The following is a 14,575-nucleotide window of genomic DNA, read 5'->3' as shown; positions in this document are numbered from 1 at the left end:
GTCACGCGCGGAAGATGACGGGAGTTCCTCCCTTTACCATCAGGGCGATCCGCGCCGCATCCCAGTTGGTCAGGCGCACGCAGCCGTTCGATTGAGCGACGCCGATCTTGGCCGGATCGGGTGTGCCGTGGATGCCGTAATGTTCCTTTGACAGGTCGATCCAGACCACACCGACCGGATTGTTGGGGCCGGGCGGGATGATCTGCGACGGGGTGTCGTCGCTCACGCCTTTCAGGATCGCTGGGTTCATCTTCCAATCGGGATTGGGGGAGACGTGGAGCACCTTCCAGTTCCCCAACGGCAACGGATCGCGTGCCGAGCCGATCGTGGCGGTATATTGACTGAGCAGGCGTCCGTCCGAACCTAATACGCGCAGGATGCCACGCGACTTCAGGACCTCGATCCGCTCCGCCTGCGGCACCGCTGCGTCGACGTTGAGGGAGGCGAGGGTTGTTCGCCAGGTGGGTGTGGCGTCGGCCGGGTACGCGCGCGAGGTCGGGAGGGCGTTGGGAACGACGATCTTGACCCCCGGCGCGATCCTCATGCCCGGGCGGTTGAGGGCGATCAGCGCCTGCGGCGTGGTGTGGAACCGTTCGGCCAGCCCTTCCAACGGCCGCGTATAGGCCATTGTGTCGAGCTTGGCCTGATCGACGTATTCGGTGGGCAACGGATTGATGAAGGGACCGCGGAAGGCCGCGCCGTCGAGGGTCACCTGGATCGTCGGCCGCGCCGCACGATAGGGGTACAGCGCCCGCAACGTGGCCGCGTCGGGCTCGCCGGTTCGCGGCAGGCCGCGGCTCTCCTGAAAGCCGAGCAGCGCGTTGGTCAGCGTCTGCCCGCCCCGTCCATCGAGAACGCCGGGTCCGAACCCCAATTTGTCGAGGATCACTTGGACGTGAAGGATGTTGCGATCGACCGGAGGGATCGTCGGCCGCGGTGCCGGCCCGGGGGCGGATTGCGCACTCGCCACCGCGGACGCGGCGAGGAGAAGAATGGTGGATAAGCGCTTCATCAGGAAACCTCTGGGATACGGCGTGCAATCAACGGTTTGCGCCGGTCTTGTTTCCTTCATGCAACGATACCGCCGGGATTAGCGCAGCACCTCTGCGAACGCCCGTACCGCTTCCGCCTCGTCGCCGCTCCATACCGCATCGCAGGCGGCGATGAAGTCGGCGCCGGCCGCGACCAGTGGCGCGGCGTTGGCCGGCGTGATGCCGCCGATCGCGACGGAGGGAAGCTCGAACAAGGTCGCCCACCAGCTCAGGATCACCGGCTCGGGCCGATGCCGGGCTTCCTTCGTGCGCGTCGGGTAGAAACTGCCGAACGCCACATAGTCGGCCCCCGCCTCCCCCGCCTCCATCGCCAGGTGGCGGCTGTCATGGCAGGTGACGCCGATCTGCGCGGTGAGGCCGAGCGCCGCCCGCGCCTCGCGCGGGTCGCCGTCCTCCTGCCCCAGGTGGACGCCGTCGGCACCCAGCCGCTTGGCGAGACTGATCGAATCGTTGACGATGAACGCGACCTCGCGCGCCTCGCAGATGCGCTGCAACGGCTCGGCCAACGCCGCCGCCGCGTGCTGGTCGACGTCCTTTACCCGGAACTGGAACGCCGCGACCGGCGCGGCGTCCAGCGCCCGCGCGAGCCGGTCGGGGAAGCCGCCGCCCACGTCGCGCGGCGACACTAGGTATAATTGGCAGGGCGGCCGGCGAACGTCGCGGCAGAAGTTGACGGCGAAATCGGGATCAAGCGGGCCAAGCGGGTCTTCGGTCATGCGCCGTGCCCTAGCCGCCTCAATGCCGCGGCGAAACCATGCGGATCGTCCAGCCGATGCACAATCGTGACGATGCCGCGACGACCCGGCAACGGCGCCGCCAGGTCGACCGCGACGTTGGGCCACGCGACCAGCGCCAGGTTGAGCGTCGACCTTCGCTTGACCTCCTCGCCCGACCAGCCACGAAGGCGAACACCCGCGACGGCGGCTAGCGGCACCGTGACGCGCCGTAGCGTCCCCACCTGAAGCACGAGGCAGTCACCCTCGATCCGCACCGGTCGCCCGTCGAACGACAGGATCATCCGGATCAACCAGCCCATACCGACGAGCGTCAGGATCGATACGAGAAGCGCCGCCCGTGGCACCCAGATCGCCAGCAGCAGATGGACGACGACCAGCTCGACGACGCACAAGGCGACGAGCACCCATAGCATCGGTGCAATCCCGCGACGATAGCCGAAGGTGCCGTCCGCCATCTGCATCAAGACCGGCAGCGAACCCACCGCCACCGACCGATCACGCCGCAGCTGTCGCCTTCTCCGTCGAGGCCGCGTAGATCTTGTCGATCGCCGCGCCCAGCGCGCGGTCGAAGCCCGCATCGTCCATGTCGGCGCGCAGATCCTCCAGCAGCGCGCGGCTGAAGCTCGCGATCACGCCGGGGTTGCGCGCCAGCTCCGCACAGGCGTCCGTCCGGTCATAGCCGCCCGACAGCGCGACGACGCGGATCACCTTGGGATGATCGATCAGCGGCGCGTACAGGCCGGCGCGGGCCGGCAGCGACAGCTTCAGCATCACCGGGGCGCCCCCGTGCGCGTCGAGCCCGGCGAGCAGCGCCTCGACGAGCAGCGCGTCGGCCTCGGCGCGCTCGGCGCTCTTGATGTTGACCTCGGGCTCCAGGATCGGGACCAGCCCGGCGGCGAGGACCTGACGCGCGACCTCGAACTGCTGCGTGACGATCGCCTTGATCCCCTCACGGTTGGCGAGGTTGACGACCGACCGCTCCTTGGTCCCGAACACGCCCAACCCGCGCGCGCGCGCCAGCAACGTGTCGAGATCGGGGATCGGCTTCATCAACTGGACGCCGTTCGCCTCGTCCTCCAGCCCCTTGTCGATCTTCAGGAACGGCACCACGCCGCGGGCATGCAGCGCCTGCGGCACGGCGACGCCGTCCGCCTTACCGTCCATGGTCCGCTCGAACAGGATGGCACCGATCACCTTGTCGCCGGTGAAGGCGGGCGAGGTGATGATCCGCACGCGCATCTGATGGATCAGGTCGTACATGCCGGTCTCGTCCGACCAGGCGCCCTCCTCGATGCCATAAGCCTTCAGCGCCTTGGGCGTCGATCCGCCGGACTGGTCCAGCGCGGCGATGAAGCCCTGCCCTTGCGTCATCTTGGCGGTCATCTCGGCGGTGTCCATGTCGTCCCCTCTCATCGGCATACGTATGCAAGCCCGCTAGCGTGCAGGCGTCGCAGCCGCAACCGCTGCCTCAGTGACAGAGCGCTGCGACTCCCGGCAGTTCGCGGCCTTCCATCCATTCCAGGAACGCGCCGCCGGCGGTCGACACGAAGGTGAACGCCTCCGCCACCCCCGCCTGGTTGAGCGCCGCCACCGTGTCGCCGCCACCGGCGACCGAGATCAGCGATCCGTCGCCGGTCAGCGCCGCCGCCGTCCGGGCAAGCGCCACCGTCGCCATATCGAAGGGAGGCGTCTCGAACGCACCCAGCGGACCGTTCCACACCAGCGTGCGGCAGTTCTTCAGCACGTCGCCCAGTGCCTCGGTCGCGGCGGGGCCGATGTCGAGGATCATCTCGTCGGCGGCGACCTCGTGGACGTTGACGGTGCGCGTTGCCGGGTTCGCGCGGAACTCGGTCGCGACCACCACGTCGTAGGGCAGGTGCACGGTGCAGTTCGCCCGGTCCGCGGCATCGAGGATCTCCTCCGCCGTCCCGGTCAGGTCGTGCTCGCAGAGCGACTTGCCGACGTTCACGCCGCGCGCGGCCAGGAAGGTGTTGGCCATGCCGCCACCGATGATGAGGTGATCGACGCGCCCGACCAGGTGGCGCAGCACGTCGAGCTTCGACGACACCTTGGCGCCACCGACGACGGCGGCCACGGGGTGCTCGGGGGCGCCCAACGCCTTCTGCAGCGCGTCGAGTTCCGCCTCCATCGCGCGGCCGGCATAGGCGGGCAAGGCGCGGGCGATCCCTTCGGTCGAAGCGTGAGCGCGGTGCGCGGCGGAGAAAGCGTCGTTGACGTACGCGTCGCCGAGCGCAGCGAAGCGCGCCACCGTGTCGGCGTCGTTGCCCTCCTCGCCGGGCAGGAAGCGGGTGTTCTCCAGCACGGCGATGTCACCGGCCTGCATCGTCGCGACGGCGTCGGTTGCGCCGTCCCAATCGACGAACCGCACCGGACGACCGAGCACCTCCGCGTAGGGGCGCACCACGGGCGCGAGCGACATGGTCGGATCAGCCTTGCCCTTGGGCCGGCCGAAATGGGCCAACACCAATACGATCGCGCCGGCGTCCGCCAGTTCGGTGACGGTGGAGATGGTGGCGCGCAGCCGGGTGTCGTCGGTGACGGCGCCGTCGGCCATCGGCACGTTCAGATCCTCGCGGACCAGCACGCGCTTGCCGCGCACGTCGCCGAGATCGTCGAGCGTTCGGAAGGACTTGGTCATGATTCCTCGATCCTGATGGCGTCCCCCACGGCGATGTCGCCGCCGGCCAGGACGCGGGTGCACACGCCGCCGCGCCAGTCGGGTGTCAGCGCCGCGCGCAGACCCGGTGCGACCGCGTCCATGCGGTGGCACGGGTCACACTCGAAACTGATCTCGACCACCACATCGGCACCGATGCGCAGCCGCGCACCCGCGACCTGCGGCAGGTCGAACCCGTCGACCAGCAGGTTGACGCGCCGCTCCTGCCAGGCGACATCGGCACCGAGTTCGGCGATCGCCGCCTCCCAGTCGCCCCGCTCCATCAGCGTCACCTGCCGCCGCCCCTTGCCGCCAGGCTTCACCCGGCCGCGATGGTCGCCGTCGATGCCGCCGTCCAGCGTGACGGCGGCGCGGTCGATCACCTCCGTCGGTGCCTTGGACCGCGCCTTGCGCGCGATCCCCGCGAGTACCCCGACGCGGGCGATCGTTCCTGTCTCGATCGTAGGGACGATCGTCGGGGTCACCGCGGTCATCTCAGAGGAACTTGGCCATCGCCGTGGCCGTATCGACCATGCGGTTGGAGAAGCCCCATTCATTGTCGTACCAGCTGACGACGCGCACCAGCTTGCCGTCGAGCACCGCCGTCTCCAGACTGTCGACCGTCGACGAGGCGGGCGTGTGGACGATGTCGATCGAGACCAGCGGCTCGTCCGAGTAGACCAGCACCCCCTTCATCGGCCCGCTCTCCGACGCGGCCTTCAGGATCGCGTTGACCTCGTCGCGGGTCGTCTCGCGGCCCGGCTGGAAGGTCAGGTCGATGAGGCTGCCGTCGGGCACGGGCACGCGCACGGCCGATCCGTCGAGCTTGCCCTTCATCTCGGGCAGCACCTCGCCGACCGCGCGGGCGGCGCCGGTGGTGGTGGGGATCATCGACATGCCCGCGGCGCGGGCGCGGCGCAGGTCGGGGTGGATCTGGTCCAGGATCTTCTGATCGTTGGTATAGGCGTGGATCGTCGTCATCAGCCCGCGCTCGATGCCAATCGCGTCGTTCAGCACCTTGGCGACCGGCGCCAGGCAGTTGGTGGTGCAGCTGGCGTTGGAGACGATGGTATGTCCGGCCTCCAGCTTGTCGTGGTTGACACCGTAGACGACGGTCAGGTCGACGTTCTTGCCGGGCGCGGAGATCAGCACCTTCTTGGCGCCCGCGTCGAGATGCTTCTGGCACGCCGCGCGATCGGTGAAGAAGCCGGTGCACTCCAGCACCAGGTCGATGCCGAGCTCGGCGTGCGGCAGGTCGGCGGGGTCGCGCTCGGCCGTGACGCGGATGCGCTTGCCGTCGATGACGAGGTCGTTACCGTCGGCGGAGACGTCGCCCGGCCATGCGCCGTGGACGCTGTCGCGCTTGAACAGCCAGGCGTTCGACTTGGCATCGGCCAGATCGTTGATCGCGACGAGTTCGAGATCGCCGCCACGCTCGATCATGGCACGGGCGACGAGGCGTCCGATCCGTCCGAAGCCGTTGATCGCTACCTTGACCGTCATGTCGTGCTCCGCTGCGAGAATGGTGATGTGCCCGCGCCTTTGCGGGGCACCCTCCCCCGCTGTCAACCGCGCACGCACCCTTGCCCCGACTCCTCCCGGTGCCTATCCGGCGGGGATGAGCGACACTCCCACCGCCGTCGACCGGGTCGACGCCGCGATCGCGCGGATCGAGGCGGCGATCGCGCGTCGCGCCGAGCAGGGCGACGCGCTCGCCCGTCGTCACGACGCGTTGAAGGCGAGGATGGCGGAGGCGGTGTCGGCGCTCGACGAGGTGATCGCGCGCGGGAGCGCCCGCTGATGGCCAATGTGGTGCTCCAGATCGGCGGTCGCGCCCATCCGATCGCCTGTCGCGATGGCGAGGAGGCGCGCGTGGAGCAGCTCGGCCGCGCGCTGGAGGCGCGCTGGCCCGCGGCGAACCGCGCGGCGGGCGGCAGTCCGGAGCGGGCGATGCTGCTGGTGGCGCTGATGCTGGCCGATTCGCTGGACGAGGCGGAGCAGCGGCCGCCCGCCGGTGCCGCGGTCAGCGAGGCGGCGCTGGCGCGAATCGCCGATCGGCTGGAACAGCTCGCCGACACTCTTGAGAATGCCGGTCCGTCGGCCTAAATAGGTGTCGGCGGGTTCTGCCCGGTATCGAGCCTTTATTATCCCTGAGGCTATTCATCATCCAATGGGGACTGTCCCTGCCCGGACCCTGGTCCGACGTACATGGTTCCCACCTGACGTACCGTGCGTCAGTGGATAACCCGGCACACGGCCACGGCGGTCCCGCCACCGCAGAGCCAGGGTGCGCGATCGCACCTTGCGTGAGCGCCGCCGGCGGGTGGCGCAGCCCACCCGTCCGACGTCATGGCGCGGCCTCTGCCCGAGGGCTCTCCTGACATGACCGACAAGCCGGCCCTGCGCGCCCGCCTGCGCGCCGCCCGCGACGCGTTCGCGGCGTCCGGAGGATCGTTCGACGTGCCTCCGGCTTTTCGCGAGCAGCTTGCCGAGAAGTCGATCGTCGCGACCTACCATCCGGTCGGGGGCGAGGCGGACCCGTCCGGCTTCGACCTGGCCGCGCTCGCTTCAGGGGGCGAGCTCGCCCTGCCGCACGTCGTCGATCGCGCCACGCCGCTCCGGTTCCTGCACTGGCCACGCCATGCCGAGCTGGTCCGCGGGCCGTTCGGCCTGTGGCAGCCGCACCACGATGCGGCGGAGGTCGTGCCGGACATCATCCTCACCCCGCTGGTCGGCTTTGACCGCGCCGGCAATCGCCTCGGCCAGGGGGCAGGACACTATGACCGCGCCTTCGCCACGCATCCCGCGGCGATCCGCATCGGTATCGCCTGGTCCGTCCAGGAGATCGACGCTCTGCCGGTCGATCCCTGGGACGTGCCGCTTCACGCCATCGCCACCGAGAAGGAATGGATCGTGCCCGTGGACGCCCGCTCATGACCCCCGACGAACAACCGAGTTGGAGGAAGCCGGTCGGCGTGCTCGGCATCCTGCTGCTGATCGTGGTGTGGGCGGCGCTGGTGGCCAGCCTGTCGCCGCTCGTGGGCGGGTGGCATTGGGCGTTGCAGACGGTGTTCTATCTCTTCGCGGGGATCGTGTGGATCATGCCGCTGAAGCCGCTGCTGCGGTGGAGCGAGACGGGACGGTGGCGGTAGCTGGGGGCGTTCCGGCAGAGTAACGTCGGGGCATCTGCCGGATGTGAGAAGCCCGCGTCGTCGGTCGCGGCGGGGCCGCGCCGGCCGGGCTTGCATGTCTCGCGATCAGCTTCGCTGATCGGCGTGCATGCTGCGCCGGTGGCGCGAGTGACGGGGCTCGAACCCGCGACCTCCGGCGTGACAGGCCGGCGCTCTAACCAACTGAGCTACACCCGCATCCGGGAGCGCTGTCGACGAACCACGTGAAGTGGCGCGAGTGACGGGGCTCGAACCCGCGACCTCCGGCGTGACAGGCCGGCGCTCTAACCAACTGAGCTACACCCGCATCGAAGCGAGGCCGGCCAACTAGGCGAGGGTCCCCACCCTGTCAACGACCCTTTTACGCGGACGGCGGCGACGGGCGCGGGCCACGTCCGCGGCCGCCCATCAGCGTGCCGTGCTCGAACAGGAAGCCGGCGATGTCGGGCTTGCCCGCCGCCCCCAAGATCGTCTGCAGGATGATGAGCAGCGGCACCGCGAGCAGCGCGCCGAGCGTGCCCCACACCCATCCCCAGAAGCTGAGCGAGATAAGGATCAGCAGCGGGCTGATCGTCAGCCGGTGGCCGACGATGAAGGGCGTGATCGCGTTCGCCTCCACCAGGTGGAGCACGTACATGATGACCGGCGGCAGCAGCGCGGTCCAGATGTCGGCAAAGGTCATTAATCCGCCCACCGCGAGCAGGAACGCCGCGATGACCGGCCCGAAATAGGGCACGTAGTTGAACAGCGCGACGATGCCGCCCCACATCGCCGGATACGGCATCCCCAATGCCCACAGCGCCACGCCGGTGACGATACCGAGCGACACGTTGATGACCGTGATCGTGCCCAGATAGGCGGACACGTCGTCGACCACATCCTGGATCACCCGCGCGGTGGCCATGGCGCCGTCGAAGCTGGTTCGGCCGGTGATGGTGCTGCGCCGCATCCGCGTCCAGCCGGACAGGAAGAAGAACACGATCAGCACGCCGAACAGGAACTGCACGATCACCGCGGGCGCCGAGGTGGCGGCGAGCTCCAGAATCGACGAGGGCGGCGCGACGGCGGTCGTCGAGGGCTGGCGAATCGGCGCCGTCGCGACCTGGCGCAGCGCGCGGTTGGCGTAGCTTTCCAGGTTCGAGTAGAGATCGAGCAGCGGTGCGAGGTTTTCCTGGATGCGCCCGATCCTGCTCGGCAGCAGGCGGAAGAAGTCGGTCGCGGGCACCACGATCGCGGCGAGCGCGACGTTGGCGACGACCAGGAAGAACAGGATGCACATCAGCGAAGCGAGTGCCGACGGCACGCGCCGCCGCTCCAGCCATTCGAGGACCGGCACCAGCGCCACCGCGATCACCAGCGCGGTGGTGAGCGGCAGGAAGAACTCCGCTCCCTCCTTGAGCGCGAACGGCATCGCCAGCGCCAGGCCGACACCGGCGGTCAACGTCAAGGCGGCGAGCAGCCGGTCGCGGCGCATGGCGATCCGCACCGCCTCGCTCGGTTCCACACCGGCGGGCACGCCCAGCATGCTGTCGGGGGGAGGCGGCTCCGTGCCGGCGGGTTCGATGCGGTCGGCCATCATCGCAAGGCATAGCCGCTTTCCGGCGGCGGCGGATACGGCCTAGCGCCCGCGGCGACGAAATATTGTGGTCAGGCGGTACGGTCGACTTCCATCAGCATGGTGTACTCGTAGCGCTTGTCGACGCCTTGGTAGAGCGGACTGACCGAGAAGCGGCGGGGCGTGACGCGCAAGCCGCCAAGCCCGGCGAGCTTGAAGGTGCCGATCTTCTCCTCCTTGGGCGGCTTGCCCTCGCGCTCCACGGTCAGCGCGTCGACATATACCTCGTCGGCCCGCGTGTAGATGGCGTGGGGCGCCAGCGTCACCTCACCCCGATTGTAGGTGGCCACGACGGCGACCTGCTTGACGATCGCCTCGAAGATGGTGGCGGGCGACGGGGCCGCAGTAGGGCGGTCGATGGTCGAAGTCATCTCAGTCATCGCGTTATCCTAGCGTTTCGCGCTGCGGCGCAGCAACAACCCGCGCGCGAACCCTTCGTTTCCCCGGCCGTCGCCGATCGGGAACGTCGCGTCGATCCTGGCCGTTTCCACACGCATGAGCGAGACAGCCGAGAAGACCGATCCCGCGCTGTGGGAGAAGGTCAAGAAGAAGATCACCGCCGGGGCCAAGGGCGGCGAGAAGGGCCAATGGTCGGCGCGCAAGGCGCAGATGGCGGTCGCCGAGTACAAGAAGCAGGGCGGCGGCTATACCGGCGAGCGCGATCCCGACAATTCGCTGCACGAGTGGAGCGAGGAGGATTGGGGTACCAAGTCCGGCAAGAAGAGCGGCGACACGCACGAACGCTACCTGCCCAAGAAGGCGCGCGAGGCGCTGTCGGATGACGAGTACAAGCGCACCACGGCGAAGAAGCGTGCCGATACGAAGAAGGGCAAGCAGTTCTCCGCCCAGCCCAAGGACGTGGCCGACAAGGTAAAGCCGTATCGCGACCACCGGACCAAGGCGGACCTCTATGCCGAAGCAAGGAAGCGGAACGTGCCCGGCCGGTCGAAGATGACCAAGGAGCAGTTGGTCAAGGCGCTAACTGAGAAGAGTTCTTAACAAGCTTGACTCGATTGACCCCCAGAACGAAACATCGCGGACCGATTGTTTCCGAAAACAGCCATGACAAGGAGCCGGGATCTCGCGACCCCGGCTCCTTATTTCACATCACCCGGTTGTAGGACAGCCGGATTACTCCGCTTCCGATGGAACCCGATCCACTTCCTACAGGGAACTACCGGGATAGCTTTACTCTATTTCGCCTCCCCCGACGGAGGCTGGAGCCCAGTCGGGAAACGATCCGGGTCACTTACCAGCCTGCCCCATCTGGGCCCCGGCGTTCGCCGGGGAAGATGGAGGAGGTTCGCGACGATCCGGATGGGGATAGGAGATTATTTCGCGGCCGTCTTAGCGTCCGCCGGTCCCATCAGCTTCTGCGCGAAATAGGTCATCTGCTGCGCCTGGAGCCGCGCCCCCTGCTCAATGTCCGCGTCGCCCGAGTGGCCACCCGCCGTGTCCTCGTAGAACAAATAGGGCTTGCCATATTCCTTCAGGCGCGCGGCGAACTTGCGCGCGTGCTGCGGGCCGACGCGGTCGTCCTTGGTCGTCGTCCAGATGTACGGCTCCGGATAGGTCGCGTCCTTGCGGATGTTGGCGTAGGGCGAGATGCGGTTGAGGAAGGCGGCCTCCTGCGGATTGCCGACCGACCCGTACTCGCCAACCCATGACGCGCCGGCGGCGATCTGCTCGTAGCGGACCATGTCGAGCAGCGGCACCTGGATGGTGACCGCCTTCCATAGTTCGGGATGCTGGGTGAACTGCACGCCCATCAGCAAGCCGCCGTTGGAGCCGCCGTAGATGCCGAGCTTGTCGGCACTCGTCAGCCGCCTCGCGAACAGGTCACGCGCGACGCCGGCGAAATCGTCGTAGACGATCTGCCGCTGCGTCTTCAGCCCGGCATCGTGCCATTTCGGTCCGAACTCGCCGCCGCCGCGAATGTTGGCGAGCACGAAGGCGCCGCCGCGCTCCAGCCACAGCTTGCCCAGACCACCATTGTAGCTGGGCGTCATCGGGATGTTGAAGCCGCCATAAGCGGTCATGATCGTCGGCGTCGTGCCGTTGAGCGGCGCATCGGCACGGTGAACGACGAAATAGGGCACCTTGGTGCCGTCGGACGACGCCGCCTCGAACTGCTCGACCTTCAAGCCCGTCGCGTCGAAGCGCGCGGGCGTCGTCCGCACGACGCGCGGCGCCGCCGTCGACGCGGCATCATAGGCGTAGAGCGACGTCGGCTGGACGAAGCCGGTGACGGTCAGGAACACGCGGTCGTCGTGCTCGGTCGTGCTCGCCATGTCGACCGAGGCGTTGTCCGGCAGCGCGATGTCGCGGTGCGTCCACCCGGTCTTGGTCGGCGAGTATACCGCCATGCGGCCTCGGACATTGTCGAGATAGGTGACGATCAGCTTGTTCCTGGTCGCCACGACGCCGTCGAGCGCCTGGCGATCGGTCGGCGCGACGACGAGGCTGGGCGTCGCACGCCCCTGCTCCAGCTCGGCGAGCGGCACCGCGGCGACGGCACCCGCCGGCACCGACCCCCACGGGTCCTGCGTGGTGAAGACGACGCGGCCGTCGACCATGCCTTGCGCGAAGGCGCGCGGCGGCATGGCGAGTTTCTTGGTTCCCGCGGGCGTCCAGACCAGCTTGTCGCCGCCGAAGAAATCCTGGCGCCGCTCGATCATCACCAGCCGGTGGCCGGCGCCGTCGGTCAGCGTCGACGCGTAGGTGCCGAGCTGGTCCTCCGCGGCGCCGCGCGCAACCTCCGTCGCCGCCGACAGCGGCGCCCCGCGCTTCACCATCTTGACCACGAAGGGGTAACCCGAGGCGGTCATCGTCCCCTGCCCCCAGTCGCGGCTGACGAGCAGCGTGTCGCGATCGACCCAGGTCGCCCCCTGCTTCGACTTGGGCAGGTTGAAGCCGTTCGCGACGAACTGGCCCGTCTGGAGATCGAACTCGCGATAGGTGATCGCGTCCTCGCCACCCTCCGACAGCGCGACGAGGCACAGCCGTTCCTCGGGCATGAGGCAGGTGGCGCCCTTCCACACCCACTTCTTGCCCTCCGCCTTGGACAGGGCGTCGAGATCGATCAGCGTCTTCCAAGAGGGATTGGCGTTCGCGTAGTCGGCCTCGCTGGTCCAGCGCCACAGGCCCTGCGGGTGATCGGCGTCGCGCCAGAAATTGAGGATGCGGCCGTAGCGCTGGCTCGGCATCGGGATGCGATCCTTGGCCGAGGCGATGGCGAGCGCGTCGCGGTAGAAGCCGGCGTAGCGCGGGTCGTTCCGCAGCCGCGGCAGGGTGCGCGCATTCTCCGCCTCAACCCAGGCGAGCGCCTTGGCGCCGTCCTTGTCCTCGAGCCAGATATACGGGTCGTTTGTGGATGCCTGGTTCATGGGCGCGCTCTGCGCGAAGACGGGCACGCCGCCAAGCATCGTCGCCGCCACCAATAGCTTGAACCCGCGCATCATTCTCTCCCGATCGTGTCGGGTGACATTGTGACGGGAGATCGTCGTCGGGGCAATCCGCCCGTGGCTTTCTTCCTATGGCGAAGCGGCGCGTCGCGTCAGAACACCGCCCGCGCCGTCTTCTCGTTCATCATGCGCTGGCGGACCAGCGGAATGGCGGGGCCGCCGAAGCTCAACAGGCGATCGTGGAACGCCTTCCACCCGGCCCGGCCGCCGCGCCCGGCCGTCCAGTCCGCGCGCAGGCGGCGGATCAGCAGCTTGCCCATGGTGTAGTTGAGATAGGCCGGGTCGTAGGTGCCGCGCGCCGATTGCTGCCGCGCATTGCCTTCGTCCTGATAGCATTGTTCCACGAACATCCGCCGCGACTGTTCCTGCGTCATGCCCCGCGCATGGAGGCCGATCGCCGACAGGAAGCGGCAGTCGCGCAGCAGCGCGTTCGACAGCTGGCCGATATGGACCTGCGGGCTGCCGTCGCCCAGCCCGGCCTCCCACATCATCTCCTCGGCGTAATGCGCCCAGCCCTCGGCGAAGGCGTAGCCGACGAAGATGCGCCCGAACAGCGAGGGCGAGCGGTTGGCATGGAGGAACTGGAGGAAATGGCCCGGCATTACCTCGTGCACCGAGGTGAACAGCAGGTCGTCCTTGCCCGGCACAAAGGCATCGCGCGTCTTCTGGTCCCAGGCGGGATCGGGCGGCGAGATATAATAGATCGACGGCAACCCGTGTTCGAACGGCCCCGGCGGGTCGATATAGGCGCTGTTCTGGCGGTTGAAGGGCGGGCTCTCCTCGACCAGCGCCTGCTCGGTGCCGGGGATGGTGACGAGATCCTTGGCCTCGACGAAGGCGCGCAGGCGGGGGATCTGGCGCCGCGCCTCCGCGACGGGGCCGCCCTCCGGCTTGTCGGCGTTCATCCGTTCGACGCAGGCGGGAACGGTGGCGCCGGGCGCGAATCGTGCGCACGCCGCGACCAGCGCGGTGCGGTTGCGCTGAAGGTCGGCGCGGCCGGCAGCCTCCAGCTGCGCCAGCGGGACGGACACGCCCTCCGTCGCCGACAGCATGCGCGAGAAACGCGCGGGGCCGAGCGCGTAGGCATCGTTCGCGGTGCGCTGCTGCCCTTCCAGATAGCCGCCCAGCGAGCGCATCGCGGCCGCGGCGCTGGTCGCCGCTTCCTTCAGGTCGCGCTGGACGCCCGCGTCCTTCACCTCGGCGAAGGCGGCGACCGCGTCCGTGCCGTAATAATCGGCGAACCCGTTGAACGCCGCCGCGCCGTAGCGCGCGAACGACAAGGGCATCGGCGTCTTCAGATTGGCGCGGATCTGCGAGGCGGCGAGCGGGATGCGGCGAAAGAAGGCGGTGAGCGCCTTCGCCCGCGTGGTGGCGTCCGCGTAGTTGCGTGCGACGTAGACGTTCGGGTCGAGCCCTGCGTCGACGTACCATTTGGGGTTGGTGTGCGGCTGATCGGCATCCTCCAGCCAGAACAGCCGGCCCTTGGTCACCTGGATCAGGTAATCGCGCTCGAACCGCTCGTCGGCGGTCAGGCTTCGATCCGGCATCGCGCGCGCGGCGGCGATCGAGCGGCGATAGAAGTCGCCGATCCGCCGCAGCCCCGCCGGGCTCCAGTCCTGCACCCGGCCGTCGAGATCGTGCCGCCCCTGATAGATGGCGAAGCCCGGATCGAGCCGGAACAGCTCCTCGATATAGGCGTCGCGGAACGTCGCCCAGCGGCTCGTCGCCTGCGTCGCCCCGGTCGCCAGCGGCACTGTCTGCACCGGCGCGGCGCCGACCAGCGCGAGCATCGCCGCCCCCAGCATCAGTCGCGTCATCGGCACCTCTCCCTCATCTCACCTGCGCCAGCTTGCCAGTCCG

The 14,575-nt window shown here is 68.5% G+C and carries 16 protein-coding genes and 2 tRNA genes; 5 read left to right on the top strand and 13 right to left on the bottom strand.

The features are described from left to right. Position 1: 1 nt before the first annotated feature. From BM145_RS06945 to gap, 7 genes are all read right to left on the bottom strand, one after another. Positions 2–1,012: a L,D-transpeptidase family protein gene (locus tag BM145_RS06945; RefSeq protein ID WP_093332765.1), complete on the bottom strand. Its 1,011-nt coding sequence runs from the start codon at positions 1,010–1,012 to the stop codon at positions 2–4. Between the two features lie 78 nt (positions 1,013–1,090). Continuing rightward, positions 1,091–1,768, bottom strand: coding sequence for a thiamine phosphate synthase (gene thiE, locus BM145_RS06940; RefSeq protein ID WP_093332764.1), 678 nt, complete (start codon positions 1,766–1,768; stop codon positions 1,091–1,093). Next, complete coding sequence (locus tag BM145_RS06935; protein ID WP_245739146.1) at positions 1,765–2,271, bottom strand: hypothetical protein; 507 nt, start codon at positions 2,269–2,271, stop codon at positions 1,765–1,767. Before BM145_RS06935 ends, thiE begins: the two co-directional genes overlap by 4 nt. 13 nt (positions 2,272–2,284) lie before the next feature. After that, positions 2,285–3,187 (bottom strand): fructose bisphosphate aldolase, encoded by a 903-nt coding sequence (locus BM145_RS06930; RefSeq protein ID WP_093332762.1) that lies wholly within the window; start codon positions 3,185–3,187, stop codon positions 2,285–2,287. A gap of 70 nt (positions 3,188–3,257) precedes the next feature. Then, positions 3,258–4,448, bottom strand: coding sequence for a phosphoglycerate kinase (locus BM145_RS06925; RefSeq protein ID WP_093332761.1), 1,191 nt, complete (start codon positions 4,446–4,448; stop codon positions 3,258–3,260). Continuing rightward, complete coding sequence (locus BM145_RS06920; protein WP_177200110.1) at positions 4,445–4,960, bottom strand: MOSC domain-containing protein; 516 nt, start codon at positions 4,958–4,960, stop codon at positions 4,445–4,447. Before BM145_RS06920 ends, BM145_RS06925 begins: the two co-directional genes overlap by 4 nt. 1 nt (position 4,961) lies before the next feature. Next, positions 4,962–5,969 carry a type I glyceraldehyde-3-phosphate dehydrogenase gene (gene gap, locus BM145_RS06915; RefSeq protein ID WP_093332759.1) on the bottom strand — a complete coding sequence of 336 codons (1,008 nt, stop codon included), beginning with the start codon at positions 5,967–5,969 and terminating at the stop codon, positions 4,962–4,964. Positions 5,970–6,084: 115 nt separating this feature from the next. Here gap and BM145_RS06910 point away from each other — a divergent pair, with 115 nt between their 5' ends. The 4 genes from BM145_RS06910 to BM145_RS06895 all read left to right on the top strand — a co-directional run bounded on the left by BM145_RS06910 (position 6,085) and on the right by BM145_RS06895 (position 7,618). Next, on the top strand, positions 6,085–6,267 hold the full coding sequence (locus BM145_RS06910) for a hypothetical protein (RefSeq protein WP_093332758.1): 183 nt from the start codon (positions 6,085–6,087) through the stop codon (positions 6,265–6,267). Then, entirely contained in the window at positions 6,267–6,572 is a 306-nt protein-coding gene (locus BM145_RS06905) for a cell division protein ZapA (protein ID WP_093332756.1), read from the top strand. The genes BM145_RS06910 and BM145_RS06905 overlap by 1 nt, the downstream gene beginning before the upstream one ends. A 276-nt stretch (positions 6,573–6,848) precedes the next feature. After that, positions 6,849–7,403, top strand: a complete 555-nt coding sequence (locus BM145_RS06900) for a 5-formyltetrahydrofolate cyclo-ligase (RefSeq protein WP_093332755.1) — start codon at positions 6,849–6,851, stop codon at positions 7,401–7,403. After that, positions 7,400–7,618, top strand: a complete 219-nt coding sequence (locus BM145_RS06895; protein WP_093332753.1) for a DUF2842 domain-containing protein — start codon at positions 7,400–7,402, stop codon at positions 7,616–7,618. Before BM145_RS06900 ends, BM145_RS06895 begins: the two co-directional genes overlap by 4 nt. Positions 7,619–7,757: 139 nt before the next feature. On the opposite strand, the gene BM145_RS06890 is transcribed toward BM145_RS06895, so the two are convergent. From BM145_RS06890 to BM145_RS06875, 4 genes are all read right to left on the bottom strand, one after another. Beyond that, positions 7,758–7,834: transfer RNA gene (locus BM145_RS06890), tRNA-Asp, on the bottom strand. 32 nt (positions 7,835–7,866) lie between these two features. Continuing rightward, positions 7,867–7,943 (bottom strand) — tRNA-Asp (locus tag BM145_RS06885). A 54-nt stretch (positions 7,944–7,997) separates the two neighbouring features. Further along, complete coding sequence (locus BM145_RS06880; protein ID WP_093332864.1) at positions 7,998–9,212, bottom strand: AI-2E family transporter; 1,215 nt, start codon at positions 9,210–9,212, stop codon at positions 7,998–8,000. A gap of 71 nt (positions 9,213–9,283) precedes the next feature. Beyond that, on the bottom strand, positions 9,284–9,631 hold the full coding sequence (locus tag BM145_RS06875) for a hypothetical protein (RefSeq protein WP_093332752.1): 348 nt from the start codon (positions 9,629–9,631) through the stop codon (positions 9,284–9,286). A 115-nt stretch (positions 9,632–9,746) separates the two neighbouring features. Between BM145_RS06875 and BM145_RS06870 the strand changes: the two genes are divergently transcribed. Continuing rightward, positions 9,747–10,250, top strand: coding sequence for a hypothetical protein (locus tag BM145_RS06870; protein ID WP_093332750.1), 504 nt, complete (start codon positions 9,747–9,749; stop codon positions 10,248–10,250). A gap of 332 nt (positions 10,251–10,582) precedes the next feature. Here the strand turns inward: BM145_RS06870 and BM145_RS06865 are convergent, their stop codons facing one another. Next, positions 10,583–12,709, bottom strand: coding sequence for a prolyl oligopeptidase family serine peptidase (locus BM145_RS06865; RefSeq protein WP_093332862.1), 2,127 nt, complete (start codon positions 12,707–12,709; stop codon positions 10,583–10,585). Positions 12,710–12,807: 98 nt separating this feature from the next. Then, complete coding sequence (locus BM145_RS06860; RefSeq protein WP_093332749.1) at positions 12,808–14,532, bottom strand: DUF885 domain-containing protein; 1,725 nt, start codon at positions 14,530–14,532, stop codon at positions 12,808–12,810. Positions 14,533–14,575: the final 43 nt, after the last annotated feature.

Origin of the sequence: Sphingomonas rubra, from assembly GCF_900115745.1 — a bacterium.
Lineage (GTDB): Bacteria > Pseudomonadota > Alphaproteobacteria > Sphingomonadales > Sphingomonadaceae > Sphingomonas > Sphingomonas rubra.
This window is presented reverse-complemented; position numbering and strand designations above follow the sequence as displayed.

What these genes read in the sequence shown, in the direction of transcription:
- BM145_RS06945 (WP_093332765.1), bottom strand. Translation starts at nt 1,012, where the DNA reads ATGAAGCGCTTATCCACCATTCTTCTCCTCGCCGCGTCCGCGGTGGCG.
- thiE (WP_093332764.1), bottom strand. Translation starts at nt 1,768, where the DNA reads ATGACCGAAGACCCGCTTGGCCCGCTTGATCCCGATTTCGCCGTCAAC.
- BM145_RS06930 (WP_093332762.1), bottom strand. Translation starts at nt 3,187, where the DNA reads ATGGACACCGCCGAGATGACCGCCAAGATGACGCAAGGGCAGGGCTTC.
- BM145_RS06925 (WP_093332761.1), bottom strand. Translation starts at nt 4,448, where the DNA reads ATGACCAAGTCCTTCCGAACGCTCGACGATCTCGGCGACGTGCGCGGC.
- BM145_RS06920 (WP_177200110.1), bottom strand. Translation starts at nt 4,960, where the DNA reads ATGACCGCGGTGACCCCGACGATCGTCCCTACGATCGAGACAGGAACG.
- gap (WP_093332759.1), bottom strand. Translation starts at nt 5,969, where the DNA reads ATGACGGTCAAGGTAGCGATCAACGGCTTCGGACGGATCGGACGCCTC.
- BM145_RS06910 (WP_093332758.1), top strand. Translation starts at nt 6,085, where the DNA reads ATGAGCGACACTCCCACCGCCGTCGACCGGGTCGACGCCGCGATCGCG.
- BM145_RS06905 (WP_093332756.1), top strand. Translation starts at nt 6,267, where the DNA reads ATGGCCAATGTGGTGCTCCAGATCGGCGGTCGCGCCCATCCGATCGCC.
- BM145_RS06900 (WP_093332755.1), top strand. Translation starts at nt 6,849, where the DNA reads ATGACCGACAAGCCGGCCCTGCGCGCCCGCCTGCGCGCCGCCCGCGAC.
- BM145_RS06895 (WP_093332753.1), top strand. Translation starts at nt 7,400, where the DNA reads ATGACCCCCGACGAACAACCGAGTTGGAGGAAGCCGGTCGGCGTGCTC.
- BM145_RS06880 (WP_093332864.1), bottom strand. Translation starts at nt 9,212, where the DNA reads ATGGCCGACCGCATCGAACCCGCCGGCACGGAGCCGCCTCCCCCCGAC.
- BM145_RS06875 (WP_093332752.1), bottom strand. Translation starts at nt 9,631, where the DNA reads ATGACTGAGATGACTTCGACCATCGACCGCCCTACTGCGGCCCCGTCG.
- BM145_RS06870 (WP_093332750.1), top strand. Translation starts at nt 9,747, where the DNA reads ATGAGCGAGACAGCCGAGAAGACCGATCCCGCGCTGTGGGAGAAGGTC.
- BM145_RS06865 (WP_093332862.1), bottom strand. Translation starts at nt 12,709, where the DNA reads ATGCGCGGGTTCAAGCTATTGGTGGCGGCGACGATGCTTGGCGGCGTG.
- BM145_RS06860 (WP_093332749.1), bottom strand. Translation starts at nt 14,532, where the DNA reads ATGACGCGACTGATGCTGGGGGCGGCGATGCTCGCGCTGGTCGGCGCC.